General features: G+C 69.7%; 9 protein-coding genes. 1 reads left to right on the top strand and 8 read right to left on the bottom strand.

Going from position 1 to position 20,814, the window contains the following annotated elements; genetic code table 11:
* Positions 1–243: 243 nt before the first annotated feature.
* Positions 244–3,390, bottom strand: coding sequence for an RND family transporter (locus E4P42_RS04145; protein WP_135123283.1), 3,147 nt, complete (start codon positions 3,388–3,390; stop codon positions 244–246).
* Positions 3,391–3,596: 206 nt separating this feature from the next.
* Between E4P42_RS04145 and E4P42_RS04140 the strand changes: the two genes are divergently transcribed.
* On the top strand, positions 3,597–4,847 hold the full coding sequence (locus E4P42_RS04140) for a glycosyltransferase (protein WP_135123281.1): 1,251 nt from the start codon (positions 3,597–3,599) through the stop codon (positions 4,845–4,847).
* On the opposite strand, the gene E4P42_RS04135 is transcribed toward E4P42_RS04140, so the two are convergent.
* The 7 genes from E4P42_RS04135 to scpA all read right to left on the bottom strand — a co-directional run bounded on the left by E4P42_RS04135 (position 4,844) and on the right by scpA (position 20,814).
* Positions 4,844–6,232 (bottom strand): hypothetical protein, encoded by a 1,389-nt coding sequence (locus E4P42_RS04135; RefSeq protein WP_135123279.1) that lies wholly within the window; start codon positions 6,230–6,232, stop codon positions 4,844–4,846. The two genes, E4P42_RS04140 and E4P42_RS04135, sit on opposite strands and share 4 nt — an antisense overlap.
* Positions 6,232–7,587, bottom strand: coding sequence for a hypothetical protein (locus E4P42_RS04130; RefSeq protein WP_209305686.1), 1,356 nt, complete (start codon positions 7,585–7,587; stop codon positions 6,232–6,234). The genes E4P42_RS04135 and E4P42_RS04130 overlap by 1 nt, the downstream gene beginning before the upstream one ends.
* A gap of 50 nt (positions 7,588–7,637) precedes the next feature.
* A complete protein-coding gene (locus E4P42_RS04125) occupies positions 7,638–9,107 on the bottom strand; it encodes a condensation domain-containing protein (RefSeq protein WP_135123277.1) in 1,470 nt (489 codons plus the stop codon).
* Positions 9,108–9,165: 58 nt separating this feature from the next.
* Positions 9,166–15,396, bottom strand: coding sequence for a type I polyketide synthase (pks2, locus tag E4P42_RS04120; RefSeq protein WP_245233885.1), 6,231 nt, complete (start codon positions 15,394–15,396; stop codon positions 9,166–9,168).
* An 828-nt stretch (positions 15,397–16,224) separates the two neighbouring features.
* On the bottom strand, positions 16,225–17,490 hold the full coding sequence (locus E4P42_RS04115) for a serine hydrolase domain-containing protein (RefSeq protein WP_135123273.1): 1,266 nt from the start codon (positions 17,488–17,490) through the stop codon (positions 16,225–16,227).
* Positions 17,491–17,565: 75 nt separating this feature from the next.
* Entirely contained in the window at positions 17,566–18,552 is a 987-nt protein-coding gene (gene meaB, locus E4P42_RS04110; protein WP_135123271.1) for a methylmalonyl Co-A mutase-associated GTPase MeaB, read from the bottom strand.
* The gene (gene scpA / locus E4P42_RS04105; RefSeq protein WP_135123269.1) at positions 18,553–20,814 is read right to left on the bottom strand and encodes a methylmalonyl-CoA mutase; all 2,262 of its coding nucleotides are present in this window, start codon (positions 20,812–20,814) and stop codon (positions 18,553–18,555) included. It lies immediately after the preceding gene.

Here is a 20,814-nt window from a genome sequence, read left to right as displayed (position 1 = left end):
CGCAGGTGATTCCGGGTGCAGCTCCGCTATCCCGCCGCGGAACTCAGGACAAACCACCATTTGATGGTTTGCTAGCAGTTATTCTCCGGCGCATACAATCATATTTCAGCAAATGAAAGGTACCGATCTTGAATCACCGGGGTGACCGCCGAATTCGCAGATCGCCGCCGATTGCCCCGGACGGCGAGCGACGAAATTGCCCGGAAGTAGTTCTTCTGGCAAAAACCGCGCGCTGACGGCCCGTCAGACGGTATCGCGAGGGCCCGTGCCGGCCCGGTAGGACGCGCTCGCCTCGAGGAGCCGCTGCCGGACCCGTGCCCGGCCCGTCAGCGGCTGGGTCTCCTCGCCGGCGTCCTCGACCCGGTCCGACTCCCGCGGTTCGTACTTCGGCTTCGACGGCCACCAGTTCGCGTTGCCGACGAGCACGGCCGCCGCGGGCACCGTGATGGTGCGCACGATGAACGTGTCGAGCAGCAGACCCACGCCGATGACGAAGCCGAGCTGGATCACCGTGCTGATGCTGCTGACCGTCAGCGAGAGCATCGACGCCGCGAAGATGAGCCCGGCGGAGGTGATCACGCCACCCGTCGCGCCGACGGTGCGGATGATGCCGGTGCGGATCCCGTCGCGGGACTCCTCACGTATTCGGGCGATCAGCAGCAGGTTGTAGTCGGCGCCGACGGCGACCAGCACCAAAAACGCCATGCCTGGCACCGTCCAGGCGAGTTCCTGGCCGAGCACGAACTGGAAGAACAGCACACCGATGCCCACGGCGGACACGTACGACAGCACCACCGACGCGACCAGGTAGATCGGCGCCACGATGGCGCGCAACAGCAGCACCAGGATCAGGAACACCACCAGCAGCGTCACGATGATGATGAACCGGATGTCGTCGTTGTAATAGTCGCGAAGGTCGGCCTGCACGGGCGAGAAGCCGACCATGGTGACTTTCGCGTCCTCCAGGACGGTATTGGGCCGCGCACTCTCGGCCGCATCGATGATGTCGTCGACCTGGTCCATCGCGGCGGTGTCGAACGGGTCCAGCGCGGTCTGCACCAGGTAGCGCGCGGTGTGCCCGTCGCGTGAGACGAACAGGTTCGCCGCCTTCTTGAACTCCTCCTGGGTGAGGATCTGCGGCGGGATGTAGAACCCGGACATCGTCGGGTCGGCCGCATCCCGCTTCATCGCGTTCAGGAAGTCCGACGCCTGGTCCAGACCGCCGCCCATGGTGCGCGTCTGATCCACCAGCAGCTGCACGCCCTCGGCCAGCTGACGGCTGGAATCGGCCAGCGTGTCGGCGGACTGCGTGACCTCGCGGATCTTGTTCTGCACACCGTTGGGTTCGTCGATGCCCAGCTCGCGCGCCGCCGTGGTCGCGGTCCTCAGACTCTGGGACAACCCCTGCACGGTCTCGTCCAGCGTCTGGTAGCCCTCGGTGTTCTGCAGCTGGCTGCCGAGCTCGGAGATGCTGTTGAGGTACGGGCTGTCCCGCGCGGCCACGATGCGCCGGAGATCCTCTCGCGAGGCCACGCACTCGGGGTCCGCGGCACAGGTGGGGCTCTCGTCCAGCGACAGCAACACCGGGTTCGCCCACGCGTAGATGTCGGTCATCCGGTTGACGTCCACGCCGATCGCATCGCCCAGGGACCGCATATTCGTCACCAGCGACGCGGTCTTGTCAATCTGGTCGAGGGTGGTGGCGCCGCCGTACTTGCGCGACATGTCGTCGAGCGCACCCGCGAGTCCGCGCACACTGCCCGCCGCGCCGATCACCCCGTCGCGCACCTGGTCCAGCACGTCCGCGAGCTGGTCGGCGCCGCCGCTCAGCCGCGACAGGTTCGCATCGTTGTCCTCGATCAGCGTGGAGGCCTGATCCAGCCGGGAACCGACCTCGCCGGCCTGATAGGTGGCTTTGGCCTGTTCGAGCATCTCGCCGGTCGGCCGGGTGATGCCCCGGACCATGTCGATGTCGGGGACCGCAGCGATCCGCTGCGCCATGGCCTCCATGGCCGCCAGCGCGCGCGGCGAGCGCAGATCCTGGTCGGATTTGATCACCACGAACTGCTGCATCGTGGTGCTGACCGGGAAGTGCGCGGACATCGCCTCGTAACCCATGTTGCTGGGGGCGTCGGCGGGCAGGGCCTTGCGGTCGTCGTAGTTGAACTTGATGAACCCGGCGCAGACCGCGAGCGCGATGAGCACCACCAGGCTGGCCGTGAGGTGGAGGACCGGCCGGCGCACGATGTGGACGCCGGACCGGCGCCAGAACCGTCCGGTGAGGTCCTTGCGGGGCTTCACCCAGCCGCGCCGCCCGGCCAGGACGATGAAGGCAGGCAGCAGCGTGATCGAGGCCAGGAAGCCGATGGCAATCGTCACCGACAACGCGGGACCCACGGTGGCGAAAACGCCGAGTTTGGTGAACGCCAGGCCCAAAAAGGCGATCGCGGTGGTCGCCGCCGACCCGGCGACCACCTTGCCGATCGAGGTCAGTGCGCCGACCAGGGCGTCGTCGGAGGCCATGCCGGTGCGCACCAGCTCGTGGTAGCGACTGAAGAAGAAGATCGAGAAGTCGGTCCCCGCCCCCATCAGCATGCCGGTCATCAGCACGATGGTCTGGGGACCCAGGCCCAGACCGAGTTCGCCGAGCCCCGCAACCGCCTGGTTGGAGACCCCGAGCGCCAGACCGATGGTCAGCAGCGGGATCAGCATGCCGACGATGCTGCGGTAGACGATGAGCAGGATGGTCAGGATCGTTCCGACGGTGGCGATCTCGATGACCAGCTGATCGCGGGCACCGATGGCGTTGATGTCCTCGAACGTGGCCGCGGCGCCCACCATGTTCGCCTCGAGGGAGGAGCCCTCGGTGACCTCGTCGATGATGTCGACGGCATCGCGGTACGCGGCCTGGCCGCTCGGGGTGCCCATGCTGCCGGTGAGGCTGACCGGGAGGTTCCAGGCCTTGCCGTCCTCACTGGTCATCACCTGGCGCAACTCGGGCGTGGCGATGAAGTTCTGCGTCGAGATGACGTTCTCGGGATCGGCCGCCAGGCGGTCGACGAGTTCCTTGTACGTCTCCTCGTCGGCGGGTGTGAGCCCGTTCTCGTTGCTGAGGATGACCACGGCCAGGTTGCTGGTGTTGGTCTCCTCGGCCCCCTTGAACGCGTCGCTCATCTCCCGGTTGGCGACCATGACCGGGGCGTCGTTGGGCAGGAAGTCCGGCGGGTTGCGCTGCGAGACCTCCGCCAGCGGAGGCAGCAGCAAGAACAGCGTCGCCGCGGTCACCAGCCAGGCGACGATGACCGAAACGGGATGGCGGACGATGAAACGGCCCAGGAGCGGAAGTCCCCCGTCCGCGAACGCACCACGGAGTTTGGTGCGGGCGAACATACTTTTCACGCTACACGGCTCACAAGTTCGACAGCTGACCACGAATTCACCCGGGAGGCGCCCACTCGCCCGCTGACGCGGCTGCCCCGGCCATCCCGATCCATGTTGTAATCGGGTGTGTCCATGGTGCTGTTACACGAGACGCCGCGATGCACGGCGGTTCGCGTGAATCCGCGTGCCCTCCGGCGGAATCGGCGGCGCCACGCGTGAGGTTCGTGGTCGCCGTCCACGGCACCCGCGGCGATGTCGAGCCCTGCGCCGCCGTCGCGCTCGAACTCGCCCGGCGCGGGCACGAGGTGGCAGTTGCGGTGCCGCCCAACCTGGTCGGCTTCGCCGAGGACTCCGGGCTGGGTCCGGCCGTGTCCTACGGGGTCGATTCCCAGCAGCAACTCGACGCCGACGTGTTCCGCGAGTGGTACCGGGTGCGCAACCCCGCGACGGTGCTGCGCGAAGCGCGCGAATACGTCGTGCAGGGCTGGCCGGAGATGAGCCGCTCGCTCGACGCCATGGCCGACGGCGCAGACCTGATCCTGACCGGCACCACCTACCAGGAACTGGCCGGCAATGTTGCCGAGGCACACGCCATTCCACTGGCCGCGCTGCACTACTTCCCGGTGCGGGCGAGCACCCGGTTGCTGCCGGTGCCGGTGCCGGGCGCGGTGGTCGGGCCGGTGTGGGCCATCGGCGAGTGGGCGCACTGGCAGGTGCTCAAACGCGCCGAGGACGAGCAGCGGCGCGAACTCGGCCTGCCGCGCGCCACCACGCGCGCCGTGCGCCGGATGGCCGACCGCGGCACGCTGGAGATCCAGGCCTACGACGAGATGTTCTTCCCCGGCCTCGCCGACGAGTGGGGCCCGCAGCGTCCCCTGGTGGGCGCCATCACGCTGGAGAAGCACACCGAGGCCGACGACGACGTGGTGTCCTGGATCGCCGCAGGGAGGCCGCCGGTGTACTTCGGCTTCGGCAGCATGCCGGTCAAGGCGCCGGCCGAGGCGGTCGCCATGATCGAGGCCGCCTGCGCCGACCTCGGTGAGCGCGCGCTGATCTGCTCGGGCGTCTGGGACGTCGACGAGTCCTCGCACGCCCCGCACGTGAAGGTGGTGCGCACGGTCAACCACGCCGCCGTGTTCCCGCTGTGCCGGGCGGTGGTCCACCACGGCGGCGCGGGCACCACCGCGGCGGGTGTCCGGGCCGGCGTGCCCACGCTGGTGCTGTGGGTCGGCGCCGAACAACCGATCTGGGGGTCCAAGGTCAAGCAGCTGGGTGTCGGCGACTACCGGCGGTTCTCCGCCACGACGCGCACGTCGCTGCGCGACGCGCTGCGCAAGGTGCTCGCCCCGGGGTACCGGGACCGGGCCCGCGAGGTCGCCGCGGCGATGACCAAACCGTCGGTGAGTGTGGCGAAAGCGGCCGACCTGCTCGAGGATGCGGCGCGACGAGGGCGCCGTCATCGCTAAATGATCTCGCCGTAGAGATCGAACTCGGCCAGCGTCAAGGCCGTCAGATCGCGCAGATGCCGCTTGGTGTTCGTGCCGCCGGGCCGGTAGGAGACGATCCCGATCGAGATGAATGTCCCGAGCCGGACCGCGGTCAGCACGAGCTGACCACCGGCCTTCGCGAGCGCGCCGGGGGTGAGACCCTGATCGACGCCGCGCAGCGTGAAGAACTCGCATTCGGTGCCGTCGATGCGGCCGACGACGGGGTCGATGTCGCCCATGTTGGAACACGACACCGGCAGGTCGCCGAACATCACGTCGGATGCCTTGCGCACCGCGCGCTTCGGCACGAACGGCGTCAGCGGCAGCAGTGCGAACGTCTCGTCGGGCACCGCGCGCAACGTGGTCAACGCCTGCCGGATCGCCGCGCGGGCGTCGGACAGATCCTTGGTGACCCGCGCGGGGTGCACGTCGACGGTGGCCAGCGACACCGCGTTGCCTCTGGTGTCGTCGGGCGTGCGTTCGCTGAGCGCGATGAGCAGCGACACCGCGCCGCCGTCGGGTCGGTGGCGGCCGACGCGTTCGGCGAGCCGGGCGGCGAACCCGGCGAGCAGTGAGTAGGTGGTGCCGCCGAGGTCCTCGGCGCGGGCATCCCAGTCGGCGGTGTCGATGAATGCGGTGATCGCCGGGACGACAACCGTTTCGGCGTCGTCGCCCACCTCGGTGAGCACGGGCCGCGACGCCCCGGTCGTGGCGAGGTCACCGCGCCGGCGGAGACCCAGTTTGGCCGCGGCCACCAGCGTCCGGCCCACCTCGGGCAGATCGCGGGCGGTGTGGCGGACATCGTCGCGCAGCGCCTGCAGCCGGGTCCGCGACCCCGCCTGCCGGTACTCGAGTTTGCGCGGCGTCCCGCTCACGGCGTTGGCGATGGCCAGCAGCAGCCCGATGCCGTCGGTGATGCAGTGCGACGCCACCAGGCTGACCGCGGTCGATCCGTCCGAGAACGGCTGCACCGCCAGATGCCAGCCGGGGCCGTGCTCGGGGTCGATCGGGGTCGCCGAGCGCTCGTCGATCCAGTCGCTGAGGTCCGACAGCGGCCGCGGACGGTCGGCGACGTGCATCGGCACCGGCTCGGCCGCCACCCAGCGGTGCCTGCCGAACGGCAGCGCCGAGCGCTCGATCCGCCTGCCGAGCAGACCCTGTCCGAGGCCGGCGTGAAAGCGCCGCAACATGTCCATGTCGACGGGGTTGTCGTACACCCACACCGTCTGCACCAGCTTGACCGGCCCGGTGGAACGCAGCTGCAGGAACGCGGCCTGGTCGATGTGGGCGAGCCGATCGTCGGCGGTGTGCGTGTCGGGACCCGCAGTGGCCGAACGCTGTCCGGTGCGCGCCGGGCCGGCCATCAGACGATCGCCCCGGTGAGGCCGAAGTCGGCCAGCGCGGCGGTGGTCAGCTCGCGCAGCCGGGCCTTGGTGTTGATCTGCCCCGGCTGGTAGCCGATGACCGCGATCGACATCTTCTCGCCGATGCGCGCGCCGATCACGGTCAGCAGGCCGCGACGCTGCTCGAGCACCGAACGCGGGATGAACCGGTCGACACCGCGCAGGATCACGTATTCGGCGTCGGTTCCGTCGATCTGGCCGATCTGTGGCGGCAGGTCACCGAGGTTCGAACACGACACCGGCAGGTCGGAGAACCCGAACGCGACGTCGGCGGTGGACTTGACCGCCCGCTTCGGGATGAACGGGGTGAGCGGCAACAGCGCCAGCGCCTCGTCCGGCACCTCGCGCATGGTCTTGAGCGCCGTCTTGATCGCCGCCCTGGCGGCGGTGAGATCGGAGGTGACGTTGCGCGGATCGATGCGCGCGTTGGCGAGCATCACCGCATTGGCCCGGGTGTCCTCGAGCGTGCGGTCGTTGATCGGGATGATGAACGGCACCGAGTCGTCGTCCGCGCCGTGGCGGCCGATGTGCTGGGACAGTTTGGCGCCGAAACCGGCCAGCAGCGAATAGCTGTTGCCGCCCAGCGCCTCGGCGCGCGCATCCCACTCGTCGCGATCGACGAACAGCGTCACGGCGGGCACCACGACGTGGTCCCGGGCAGCGGCGGTGTCGGTCGTGGGATTCTTGCCGGCGCGGGTGAAGTCCTTGCGGCGCTTGATCCCCAGCTTGGCCGCGGCGACCAGGGTGCGGCCGATCTCGGGCGCGTCGCGCAGCGTCTGGCGGGCGTCGGCGGCCAGCGCGCGCATCTTGGTGCGGGTGCCGGGCTTCGGGTAACCCAGGTCCGGGGTGTTACCGGTGACGGCGTTGAACACGGTGAGCAACGCTCCCCCGCCGTCGCCGATGCAGTGCGATCCGACCAGGCTGATCACCGTGCCGCCGTCGGTCAGCGGCAGCACACCCATGTGCCACGCCGGCCCCCATTCCGGGTCGACCGGCAGTTGCGCACGTTCGTCGATCCAGTCGCTGATCTCCTCGCGCGGGCGCGGTTCGGTCACGAAGTCGATCGGTGCCGCGGGCCCCAGCGAGGACACCCACCGGTGCCGTCCGAAGGGCAACGGGGACGGCTCGATCCGGCGCCCGGCCAGCCCGTAGCCGAAATTACGGTGGAACCGGCGCAACCCCTCGACGTCGACGGGATGGTCGTAGATCCACACGCACTGCATCACCGCCGCCTGCCCGGTGGCCCGCAGGCCGAGGAACAGGGCCTGATCGAGATACGACAGCAGATGGTCCGGCTGCGTTCCGACGGGCGTCATGAGACCGCGAAAAGGCCTGCGAAGCGGCCTCATCTGGGTCGCCACAGATCTCAACCTCCGACTACGGGTACCAACTCGTCACGGTGGCGCACCGGGGCGCCATGGGCCGCGGTCCGCGGGGCGGGCACCGCGCCACCGTCGGCGACCCGGACGAACCACGACTTCATCACCTGCATGTACCGGTCGATCGACTCGCGGGCGATCGGGTTGTCGGGGAACGCGACGGTGACCGTGGTCTCCCGCTCGGTCCGGTTGACCCACATACCGACCTGGAAGGCCGCACGGGCGTCGCTGTAGACCTTGCCGTTCATCGCCTCCCACTGGGCGATGACGCTCGGGGACAGCGGCGGCAGCCCGGCGTCGAGGTAGGACAGCATCGGAACCCCCGGCCCCGGCTTCGTGACGCCGGCCGGTTCGCCGAGCTCGAGCACCCGCTCGAACGGCACGTGGGCCAGGTCGAGGCCGGAGTCGAACGACTTCTGCGCCGACCGCGCCGTGTCGCCGAAGCTGCGGGCGTCCACCGAGACGGTGATCGGCACCAGCCCGGTGAACCACCCGGTGGTCATGAACTCGGCGGGCGTGCGGCGCGTTGTCGTCGGCGTGATGACGTAATAGTCGCTGCGCCCGGTGAACTCGTGCTCGGTCAGTGCGCCGCAGGCGAAGACGCCGCCGATGAAACGGGCATCGGCCGCGATGCACGCCGACTCGAACCGCTCCGACTGCGCCTTGTCGAGCAGGCGGATCGTGATCAGGTCGCCCGAGCACGGCACCGACGGGTCACCCAGCGGCAGCGGGAAGGTCGGCAGGGTGCCACCGTTGTTCTGCGCGAAGCGGACCCAGTCCTGCACCTCGGGCGACTCCAGCGTGAGCGCGGAGGTGTACTCCCGCTGCCGGACGCAGTAGTCGTCGTAGCTGCCGGCCTCAGGCAACTTCAGCGGAGCACCGCCGCCGACCAGCGTGGCGTACATCATGTGGATCTCGACGAGCACCAGTCCCATGAACATCGCATCGGTGTGCACGTGGTCGACGCTGATGTAGAACGTGAAGTGGTCGGCCCGCTGGATGATGCCGAAGTGGAAGCAGTCCCACTGCAACGGATCCGGCGTCGCGAGCACGTGCTCACGCCACTGGCTGGCGGTCAGCTCACCGTGATCGGTGGGCACGAACTTGATGTCGCGCGGGTTGCGCACGGTCCGGCGGATCACCTCGTCGGCCTCGGTGATCTCGAACCGGCTGTGGTAGGTGTCGTGGCGCCGGATGTAGGCGTTGATGACGTGCGTCATCGCGCGGATGTCGCACTGGCCGGGCATGTCCCACGCGGGGATGTTCAGCCGGGCCATGTCCGTACCCTGCGACAGGTGCTTGCGGAAGCCGCGGATGTGCTGTTCCTGCTGGTAGCTCACCGGCACCTGGCTGATCGGCGCATCCGCCATCTTGGCCCGCGAGGCCGCCGACGGATTCCAGGAGACGAGCGTACCCGGGGTGCCGTTCCAGTCATGGATCGCTTTGATGGCAACCATCAGACCCTCCGTGCTTCGTGAATGACACTGGGCGACTTCGTCGACGCCGTATGACCCGTCATGACGACGGACTCGTGCTGGCCGCATCACCGGCGAGCGTGTCGGCCAGGCGTTGCGCCAGGGCCCGCACCGTGGTGATGTCGGTCGAACCGATCCGGATGCCCGTCTCGTTCTCGATGCGGGTCCGCACCTCCAACGTCCCGAGCGAGTCGAGACCGTACTCGGCCAGCGGCCGGTCGGCGTCGACCGAGCGGCGCAGGATCAGGCCGATCTGGTCGGCGACCAGTTTGCGCAGCCGCGCCGGCCACTCCTCCTGCGGCAACTCATAGAGCTCGGTGAGGAAAGCGCTTGTCCCCGTGGTGTTCTGGCCGATGGAGGCGAACGCCTCGGCGAACTTGCTGGTCTGGGCGAACGCTGTGAGCCACGGGGCGCCCGCGACCGGCGCGTAGCCGCTGTAGCCGCGGTTGTGGCGCAGCAGCGTGTCGAACGCATCCGCACCGTCGTCGGGCAGGATCGCCATCGCCTCGTCCTCGGCCATCGCCTGGCCCTTGCCGATCTGCGCCCACGCGCCCCAGGCGATCGCGCCGGCCGGCAGGCCCTGGGCGCGACGCCAGTGCGTGAACGCGTCGAGCCAGCTGTTGGCGGCCGCATACGCGCCCTGCCCCGGGGAACCGACCATCGCCGCCGCCGAGGAGAACGAGCAGAACCAGTCCAGCGGCTGGTCGAGGGTGGCCTCGTGCAGGTGCCACGCGCCGTGCACCTTGGGCGCCCAGTCCCGGTCGATCAGCTCGTCGGTGATGTTGGCCAACGTCGCGTCCTCGACCACCGCGGCCGCGTGCAGCACGCCGCGCACCGGCAATCCCGTGGCGGTCGCGGCCGCCACCAGGCGTGCGGCGGTCGCGGGATCGGCGATGTCGCCGAGCGTGATCTCGACCTCGGTGCCGGCCGCGATGAGGCGGCCGATGATCGCCTTGGCCTCCGCGGAGGGGGCCGAGCGACCGTTGAGGATGATCCGGCCGCAGCCGGCCGCGGCCATCTTCTCGGCGAGGAACAGACCCAGTCCACCCATTCCGCCGGTGACCACGTAGGCACCGTCGGCGCGGAACACGTCGGCGTTCTCCGGCGGCACCACCGCGGTGCTGGACCCGGTGTGCGGGACGTCGAGCACCAGCTTGCCGGTATGGCCGGCCGCACCCATCACGCGGATCGCGGTCGCGCCTTCGGCCAGCGGGTAGTGCGTGGTCTCCGGCAGCGGGAGCACCCCGTCGGCGATCTGCTGGTAGACGGTCTCCAACAGGCGCCGCAGGATCCCGGGATTGGTCAGCGTCAACAGCGCGAGGTCCACGGCGTAGAACGCCAGGTTGCGCCGGAACGGGAACAGGCCCATCTTGCTGTCGCCGTAGATGTCGCGCTTGCCTATTTCGACGAAGCGGCCACCGAACGACAGCAGTTCCAGGCCGGCACGCTGGGCGGCACCGGGCAGCGAGTTGAGCACGATGTCCACGCCGTACCCGTCGGTGTCGTGGCGGATCTCGTCGGCGAACGCGGTGCTACGCGAATCGTAGACGTGCTCGATACCCATGTCGCGCAGCAGTTTCCGGCGCTCCGGACTACCCGCGGTGGCGTAGATCTCGGCGCCCGCGGCCTTGGCGATCGCGATCGCGGCCTGACCCACACCGCCGGTCGCGGAGTGGATCAGCACCTTGTCGCGCGCCGTGATCCGGGCCAGGTCGTGCAGGCCGTACCACGCCGTCGCGTGGGCACTGGGCACCGCGGCGGCCTGCGCCTCCGGCAGGCCCTCGGGCAGCGTCACCGCCAGGTTGGCGTCGCAGGTCACGAACGTGGCCCACGCCCCGTTGGCGGAGATGCCGGCCACGCGGTCGCCGACCTCGTGGTCGGTCACACCGGGGCCGACCGCGGTGACCACACCGGCGAAGTCGGCGCCCAGCTTGGGCAGCCGGCCTTCGAAACTCGGGTAGCGGCCGTAGGCGACCAGCACATCGGCGAAGTTGAGGTTCGACGCCGTCACCGAGACCTCGATCTCACCGGGACCCGGCGGTACGCGGTCGAACGCCGCGAGCTCCAACGATTCCAGGTCGCCGGGGGTGCGGATCTGCAGTCGCATACCGCCTTCGGCGGGGTCGACCACCGTGGTGCGGCGCTCCTCGGCGCGCAGCGGCGACAGGGCCAACCGCGCGACGTGGAAGTCCCCTGCCCGCCAGGCGGTTTCGTCCTCCTCGGAACCGGAGAGCAGCTGAGCGGCGACGAACTCGGGTGCCGTTGCGTCGTCCAGATCGATCTGGGTCGGCCGCAGCGCCGGATGCTCCATGCCCAGCACCCGCATCAGGCCACGCAGACCGGCCTGCTCGAGGTTGGCGACATCGCCGTCGAGCACGGTCGCAGCGCCGCGGGTCATGACGAACAGCCGCGGCGGCTCGCCGGGGATCTCAGGCAGTTCGCGCGCGATCCGGACCAGGTGGCGGACGTACTCGGCGCCGAACTCCGCGGCGTTCTCCGACGCGGCGGCGCCGGTCACCACGACGACACCCTGATGGTGCTGGGCGGTCAGCCGCTCGCGGACCTCGGCGGCCGTCGCGTCATGGTCGGCCCGCATCGGCCACACCGTGGTCGCCACCTCCACCTCGGCGCCGCGCAGCGCGTCGGCCAGTGCGGCCGCCGACTGCTCGGCGTCAGCCGATGCGGCGACGAGCAGCCACCGTCCGGCGTCGGCGTGGTCGGCCTCGGGCCGGTCGTGGCGGCGCCAGTCGATGGTCAGCAGCCGCTCGTTGAGCAATCGTTCGCGTTCGCCACCCGCGGTGGCGCCGCTGCCGAGCCGCAGCCCGGCCACGGTCAGCAGCACCGCGCCGTCCTCGTCGAGCACCTCGATGTCGGCCTCGACCGCTGCGGCGCTGACACTGGTGACGGTGACGTAGCAGTAGTGCGCGTTGCGGGTCGACGCGTGGGCGCGCAGCCGGCGCACCCCGAGCGGCAGCATGAGTGTGCCGGCCGCGTCCGCCTGCAGGGCGGGGTGCGCACCGACGGCCTGGAAGCAGACGTCGAGCAGGGCGGGGTGGATGCCGTAGGCGCCCTGCTGCGAGCGGATCGACCCCGGCAGCGCCACCTCGGCGAGCACGGTGTCGGCGCCGTCGTCGGCGGCGTGCGCAGCCACCAGGCCCGTGAAGGCCTGGCCGTACTGGATCCCGCGCTCTTCGAACCAGGTCCGCAGCTCCGCGCCGTCGCGGCGATCGGAGTGCGAGGTCAGCAGCGCCGAGATGTCGTAGCCCGTAGGCGCTTCGGCGTCCCCGTCGGCATGCAGCACCGCGGCCGAGCGCCGCACCTCGCTGCCCTCGGCGTAGGTCTCGACGACGAAGTCGGCCACACCGGGCCGCTTCACGGTCGCGACCGCCGACACCGGGGTCTGCTCCTCGAGTAGCAGCATCGCCTCGAACGCGATGTCGCGGACCTCGGCGTCGTCGCCGAACACGGCGCGCGACGCGGCCAGCGCCATCTCGCAGTAGGCCGCACCCGGCAGCGCGGCGACGTTGTGCACCTGGTGGTCGGCCAGCCACGGCTGGGTGGCCGTGCCCAGATCGACCTGCCACACGTGCCGCTCGGGCTCCTCGGGCAGGCGAACGTGTGCTCCCAGCAGCGGGTGCACCGCCACGGTGGAGCCGCCCTGGGCCTGCTCCTGGCCGTCGCGGGTCAGCATCAGGTGCGTGTGCGTCCACGTCGGCAGCGGCGCGTCGAGCAGCCGGCCCTCGGGGTAGAGCACCGAGAAATCAACTGCGGCACCGGCATTGTGCACATCGGCGACGAAGCCCAGCAGTCCGGCGGGCAGCTCCTGCTCACGGCGCATGGCGGCCAGCGCCGACAGGGTCATGTCGAGGCTGCGGCCGGTCTGGTCGACGGCGTGGGTCAGCAACGGGTGCGGAGCGAGTTCCCCGAACACCCGGAAGCCGTCCTCGAGCGCGGCCTGCACGGCGGCGGAGAACCGGACCGCGTGGCGCAGGTTGTCCGCCCAGTAGTAGGCATCGAACTCGGCCGGGTCACGCGGGTCGTACAGCGTGGCCGAGTAGTACGGCAGCTGCGGCTCCATCGGCTCGATGTCGTCGAGGACGTCGGTGAGCTCGTCGAGAATCGGGTCGACCTGCGGCGAGTGTGACGCCACATCGACGGCGACCTCGCGGGCCATCACGCCGCGGCTGTCCCATTCGGCGACCAGCTCGCGGATCGACTCCTTGGCGCCACCGACCACGGTGGACTGCGGCGAGGCGACCACCGACAGCACCACGTCGCTGATGCCCCGGGCGGCGAGTTCGGAAAGCACCTGCTGCGCAGGGAGTTCCACCGACGCCATGGCACCGGATCCGGCGATGCGCGCCATCAGCTTCGAGCGGCGGCAGATCACCTTCGCCCCGTCGGCCAGCGACAGGCCGCCGGCGACGACCGCCGCGGCGGACTCACCCATCGAGTGGCCGATCACGGCGCCGGGCACCACACCGTAGGACTTCATCGCGGCCGCCAGCGCCACCTGCACGGCGAACACCGTGGGCTGCACGCGGTCGATGCCGGTGACCTTCTCGGGCGACGACATCGCCTCGGTCACCGAGAATCCGGACTCGGCGGCGATCAGCGGCTCGAGTTCTGCGACGGTCGCGGCGAACACCGGTTCGGCCGCCAGCAGCGCCCGGCCCATCCCCGCCCACTGCGAACCCTGTCCGGAGAACACCCACACCGGGCCCCGGTCGTCCTTGGCGACGGCGGGCTCGTAGGGCGCGTCGCCGCCGGCGATCTCGCGCAGCGCCTTCATCAGTTCCTCGCCGGTGGCGGCGATGACGCTGGTGCGCACGGGACGGTGCGCGCGCCGGCGGGACAGCGTGTAGGCCAGATCCCGCAGGTCGCTGTCGGGCCGTCCGTCGGCCCAGTCGGCCAGCCGCGCGGCGGTGCGGCGCAGTTCGTCGGCCGAGGTGGCCGACAGCGCGAACAGCATCCCCGTGCCGGCCGGCGCGGCCGAATCGGTGGCCGGGACGGACTCCTCGGGGGCCTGTTCCAGGACGGCGTGCACGTTGGTGCCCGACAGGCCGTAGGACGACACCGCGGCGCGCCGCGGTCCGTCGACGGCGAGCGGCCAGGAGGTGATCTCCTGCGGGACGAACAGATTCGTCTCGATCCGCGCCATCTCGTCGGGCATCCGGGTGAAGTGCAGGTTCTGCGGCACGGTGGCGTGCTGCAGCGACAGGATCGCCTTCATCAGACCGACCGCACCCGAGGCGGACTGCCCGTGGCCGAAGTTGGTCTTGGCCGAGCCGAGCGCGCACGGGCCATCGGTGCCGTAGACCGCGGCGAGGCTCGCGTATTCGATCGGGTCGCCGACCGGCGTGCCGGTGCCGTGGGCCTCGACCATGCCGACGGTCTTCGGGTCCATCTGCGCCGCGGCCAGCGCGGCGCGGTACACCGCGACCTGGGCGTCGCGCGAGGGCGTCGCGATGTTCACGGTGTGGCCGTCCTGGTTGGCCGCCGTGCCCTTGACCACCGCGAGCACCCGGTCACCGTCGCGCCGGGCGTCGGAGAGGCGCTTGAGCATGAGGACGACCGACGCCTCACCGGAGACGAAGCCGTCGGCGTCGATGTCGAAGGCGTGGCACCGGCCGGTCGGCGACAGCATGCCCTGGGCCGATCCGGAGGACATCTTGCGCGGTTCGAGCATGATCGACACGCCGCCGGCCAGCGCCATGTCGCTTTCGCCGTCGTGCAGGCTGCGGCACGCCATGTGCACGGCCAGCAGGCTCGACGAGCAGGCGGAGTCGACGGTGTAGGCGGGTCCGTGCAGCCCCATCGCGAAGGCGATGCGCCCGGAGGCGAGGCTGTAGTTGTTACCGGTGAACCCGTAGGGACCTTCGATGGCGTGGGCGTCGGCGGCCAGCAGCTGGTAGTCCCCGTGGGTCATGCCGACGAAGACACCGGTCAGCGACTCCGCCATCGCCTTGGGGTCGATGCCGGCGTGCTCGACGGCCTCCCAGGCGGTCTCGAGCAGCAGCCGGTGCTGCGGGTCGATCGCGGTCGCCTCACGCTCGCTGATGCCGAAGAACTCCGCGTCGAACCCGGCGACGTCGTCGAGGAAGGCGCCCCACTTCGACACCGAACGCCCGGGCACCCCGGGTTCCGGGTCGTAATACTCCTCGGCGTCCCAGCGCTCGAGCGGAACCTCGGTGACGAAATCGTCGCCGCGCAGCAGCGCGTCCCACAGCCGCTCCGGGGAGTCGATGCCTCCGGGCAGCCGGCAGGCCATCCCGATGACCGCGATGGGAGTGACCGGTGCTTCGACCACGTGTGTAAACCTCTTCTGGACGCGATACGGGGCAGGACTGAGCGGATCGAAAGATCGTTGGATTCGGATATTCAGCACGCGAACGCGTGCTCCGCCCGCCTTCCTCCCGTACCTCTTCGGCCTTCGTCAGCGCTGAGTCGGAGGGTATCCGCTCAGGATGACTGCGGTGCAAGTTACCGAGCAAATCACTCTCGACTGTTGCTGATCAATCTCCGCGGCCGAAACGTTACACGAGCAAGGACAAGATCGCAGATTCATCTACCTTTAGGCGTCTGACCTGCGGTTATTTCGTTTTTTGACTCTAATGTCAATCTTGGCACTTTCTTGGCTTCCTCTCAGGTCTTTCGCTGTGCAAGTTCTCAGCAAACCCAAGTACGGACATATTTACGTTGCTGCAAGAAATACTTTTCGGTCGCCGTCCGTCGCCCGGACGTGTGCTCCTGGCGGCCGGCGATCTTGTTTTACCAGCGCAATGGGGGTTTCTGGGGGCTACCCCAGCCCGCCTGCGCCAGCCGTGGCCAACGCCACAGAGGGCATTCTGCTGTGCACCGATCCCCCACCTGCGATCACGGCAACAGCAGTACCAATAACGACGAAGTGCACCCCCGAGGTGCCAGCAAAGCCGTTCCGGGCCTTTTCCGGCGCTCCATATGCGGCCGGCAAATCGCGTCGGCAAAGTCCAAAGTGACTGCGGCGCAACCATTCCCAGGGACAACGGAAGTTGTCATAAAAAGTCGTGAATTGGGCGCGTCCAGCCCCTGAGAGGGGGTCCGAGCGGGGTCGGGAACGCTATCCGGCAACCGGTTCGGGCGTCGCGAAGCGGGCGCCGAGGTCGGGCACCACCTGGTAACCGCGCCGCCGGGCGCGCTCCGCATCCCGCCGGATCAGCACGTTGAGACCGGCGAAGGAACCCATATCCAGCAGCAGCGGGGTGAGCAGCCGGTTGTGCACGAAGCCGATCGACAGACCGGTGGCCGGATCGGCCCAGCCGACCGACCCACCGAGGCCGACGTGGCCGAACCCGGGCATCACGCCGAACGGCAGCGTGTGGTACCCGAGATGGAAGGCGAGCGGAATTCCCAGGTTGCGGTCCGGCCGCAGATCGGGCTTACCGGTCAGGCCCGCCGCGGTCCGCGCGGAGAGGAACTCCACACCGTCGATGCGGCCGCCGTTGGCCAGCGGCGCGTACATCCGCGCCAGGCCCCGCGCGGTGGCGACACCGTTGGCCGCGGGGATCTCCGCATCCAGGAATGGCGTATCGCCCTGTACGACGGCCTTCATCCCGGGGAAGTACATCGACCCGAACATGCCCGAGAAGTGCAGCGCCGCCACCTTGGGGGCGATGAAGTTGAACACCGGATTGGCCAGCGTGCCCTGTGGGGCCAGGATCTGCGCGGCGCGGGTGGGCGCTGCCGCAGGCGGCCGGCCCAGGTGCAACCCGTCGGTGTCGAGCGGGCCGGCCAGCTCGGTGCGGATCAGATCACCCATGCCCAGCCCGGTCACGGCGCGGGCCAAGCCGGACATCAACCAGCCGTACGTCAGTGCGTGGTACGCCGAATGCCCGTGCAGTAGCCGGTTCACCGGCGCGGCGGCCAGGCGTTCCTCCATCCGGATGTGGTCGAGGAGCTCGTCCTTGCGCACGCCGCCCAGCTGGGAGAGCCCGGCCCGGTGGCACATGACGTCGCGCACCGTGATGGCGGCCTTGCCCCGTGCGCCGAACTCCGGCCAGTACTGGGCGACCGGCGTGTCGTAGTCCAGGAGCCCACGGTCGGCGAGGCGGTGGATGACCGTGGCCGCCATTCCCTTGGTCGCCGAGAAGACCATCGCCCCGGTGTCGGCGGTCCAGAAGTGCTCACCACGCCGGTCGGAGTAGCCGGTCCATACATCGACGACGGGCTGCCCGTGCAGGTAGATCGACAGTGCGCCCCCGCCGAACCGGCGGCCGGGGAACAACTGCGAGAACGCCTGCAGAGTGCAGGAGAAGTTGCCGTCCGCCGCGCCTTGCACGCCGTGCGGGAGCGCAGCGCTGCGATCCCGCTCTGAGAGCTCCGTCACAGTTAACAAATTTACCGTCAAGACTCTCTAATAAACCATCGTTACTGACTCGTAACTTCGCAGGTCAATGCCTTATCACGAAGCCGCATCGAGGATGCGCTGCGCGGCGAGCGCGGCGGTGAGCTCACCGTCGCGAACCTGCCGTTCCACCTCGGCCCGGATGCGGCGCACCTCGGGGTGGGCCAGCACCCGGTCGAGCACGGCATCGCGCACCATCGACCACGTCCACTCGACCTGCTGATCGCGCCGCCGGCGCTCGAACATCCCCGCCTCGCGCAGCACGTCACGGTGTCGGCAGACGGTGTCCCACAGCTCGCGCAGCCCGGTGCCCTCCAGCGCGCTCATGGTCAGCACCGGCGGCCGCCACAGCGTGTCGCGCGGATAGATCAGCCGCAATGCGGCAGTGAGTTCCTTGGCCGCCGACTTCGCCTCCACCGCGTGCTTGCCGTCGGCCTTGTTGACCACCACCACGTCGGCGAGCTCGAGCACACCCTTCTTGATGCCCTGCAGTTGGTCGCCGGTGCGGGCCAGCGTCAGGAACACGAAGGTGTCGACCATGTTGGACACCGTCACCTCGGATTGCCCGACCCCGACCGTCTCGACCAGGATGACGTCGTACCCCGCGGCCTCCAGCAGCACGATGGTCTCGCGGGTGGCCTTCGCGACGCCGCCGAGCGTGCCGGCGGTCGGCGACGGACGGATGTAGGCGTCGGGATGCACGGCGAGCCGGGCCATTCTGGTCTTGTCACCGAGGATCGACCCGCCGGTGCGGGTGGACGACGGGTCGACCGCCAGCACCGCGACCCGGTGGCCGAGCTCGATCAGGTACATGCCGAGCGCCTCGATGGTGGTCGACTTACCCACGCCCGGCACCCCGGTGATCCCGACGTGCATCGCGCTGCCCGCGTGCGGCATCACCTCGAGCAGCAGCTGCTGCGCCCGGTCACGATGGTCCGCGCGGGTGGACTCCACCATGGTGATCGCCCGCGCGAGTGCGGATCGCTCGCCGCGGCGGATGGCTCCGGCGAGTTCGGTGACCGACGGACCGCTCGGACTGGCCATCTAGCTCAGGTCGTAACCGAGCCGATCGGCGAGCTTGCGCAGCAGGCCGGTCGCGGCGTCGGCGATCACGGTGCCGGGCGGGAAGATCGCCGCCGCACCCGCCGCGTACAGCTCGTCGAAGTCGCCGGGCGGGATCACCCCGCCCACCACCACCATGATGTCGGGCCGCCCCACCTCGGCGAGCGCATCGCGCAGCGCCGGCACGAGCGTGAGGTGCCCGGCCGCCAGCGACGACACGCCGACCACGTGAACGTCGTTGTCGGCGGCCTGGCGGGCGACCTCGTCGGGCGTGGAGAACAGCGAGCCCACGTCGACGTCGAAGCCGATGTCGGCGAACGCGGTCGCGATCACCTTCTGGCCCCGGTCGTGGCCGTCCTGGCCCATCTTCGCGACCAGGATGCGGGGCCGGCGGCCGTCGGCCTCGGCGAACTTCTCGACGAGTTCGGTGACGCTGGAGATGTTCGTGGCCCTTCCGGCTTCGTCGCGGTACACCCCGGAGATGGTGCGGATCTCGGCGACGTGGCGGCCGTACACCTTCTCCAGCGCATCGGAGATCTCGCCGACGGTGGCCTTGGCGCGCGCCGCGTCGATGGCCAGGGCCAGCAGATTGTTGCCCAGCCCGTCGGGGCCCGAGACGCCGGTCTCGCCGGCGGCACGGGTCAGCTCGGCCAGGGCCGCCCGGGTCGCGTCCTCGTCCCGCTCGGCCCGCAACCGTTCGAGCTTGGCCAGCTGCTCGGCACGCACCCGGCTGTTCTCGACCTTCAGCACCTCGATCTCATGGTCCTCGGCGACCTGGTACTTGTTGACGCCGATCACGGTCTGCGCGCCGGAGTCGATGCGGGCCTGGGTGCGGGCGGCGGCCTCCTCGATGCGCAGCTTCGGGATGCCCTCGCTGATCGCCTGCGCCATACCGCCGTGTGCGACGACCTCGCCGATGTGCATGCGCGCCGCGGTCGCCAGCTGATGGGTCAGCCATTCCACGTAGTACGAGCCGCCCCACGGATCGATGGGCCGGGTGGTGCCGGACTCCTGTTGCAGCACCAGCTGGGTGTTGCGGGCGATCCGCGCCGAGAAGTCCGTCGGCAGGGCCAGCGCCTCGTCGAGCGCGTTGGTGTGCAGCGACTGGGTGTGGCCCTGGGTGGCCGCCATCGCCTCGATGCAGGTGCGGGCGACGTTGTTGAAGACGTCCTGGGCGGTCAGCGACCAGCCCGAGGTCTGCGAGTGGGTGCGCAGCGACAGCGACTTCTCGTTCTGCGGCGCGAACTCGGCCACCAGCTCGCTCCACAACAGGCGGCCCGCGCGCAGCTTGGCCACCTCCATGAAGAAGTTCATGCCGATGCCCCAGAAGAAGGACAGCCGCGGGGCGAACGTGTCGATCGACAACCCGGCGTCCAGGCCGGCCTTGATGTACTCGACGCCGTCGGCCAGCGTGTAGGCCAGCTCCAGATCGGCGGTCGCCCCGGCCTCCTGGATGTGATACCCCGAGATCGAGATCGAGTTGAACTTCGGCATCTTCGCGCTGGTGTAGGCGAAGATGTCCGAGATCACCCGCATCGACGGCTTCGGCGGATAGATGTAGGTGTTGCGGACCATGAACTCTTTGAGGATGTCGTTCTGAATGGTCCCGGCCAGCTTCTCCGGCGCCACCCCCTGCTCCTCGGCGGCCACCACGTACAGCGCGAGGATCGGTAGCACCGCGCCGTTCATGGTCATCGACACCGAGACCGTCGACAGGTCGATGCCGTCGAACAGCTGGCGCATGTCGAGGATGGAGTCGATCGCCACCCCCGCCATGCCCACGTCGCCCTGCACCCGCGGGTGGTCGGAGTCATACCCGCGGTGGGTGGCCAGATCGAAGGCCACCGACAGACCTTTCTGGCCGGCGGCCAGGTTGCGCCGGTAGAACGCGTTGGACTCCGCGGCGGTGGAGAAGCCGGCGTACTGGCGGATGGTCCACGGCTGGTTGACGTACATCGTCGGGTACGGACCGCGCAGGAACGGCGGGGCGCCCGGGAACGTGTCGAGCGGGTAGCCGTCGGCGACGGCGGCGTCCCGGTCGGCGGCGGTGTAGACCGGCCGCACCGCGATGCCCTCCGGGGTCACCCAGTCGAGCTGTTCGGGGGTGTACCCGTGTGCGGCGGCGGCCGCGGCGATGTGGGCGGTCACCGCATCGGCGGTGGCGGCAGGCCCGCCCGCGGCGCCGCTGAGCGGGACGTCGGCGAAACTGCCGATCGTGGTGGTGGCGACGTCGTCCACGGTCAT

The sequence above is a fragment of the Mycobacterium sp. PS03-16 genome (assembly GCF_004570325.1).
GTDB lineage: Bacteria > Actinomycetota > Actinomycetes > Mycobacteriales > Mycobacteriaceae > Mycobacterium.
This window is presented reverse-complemented; position numbering and strand designations above follow the sequence as displayed.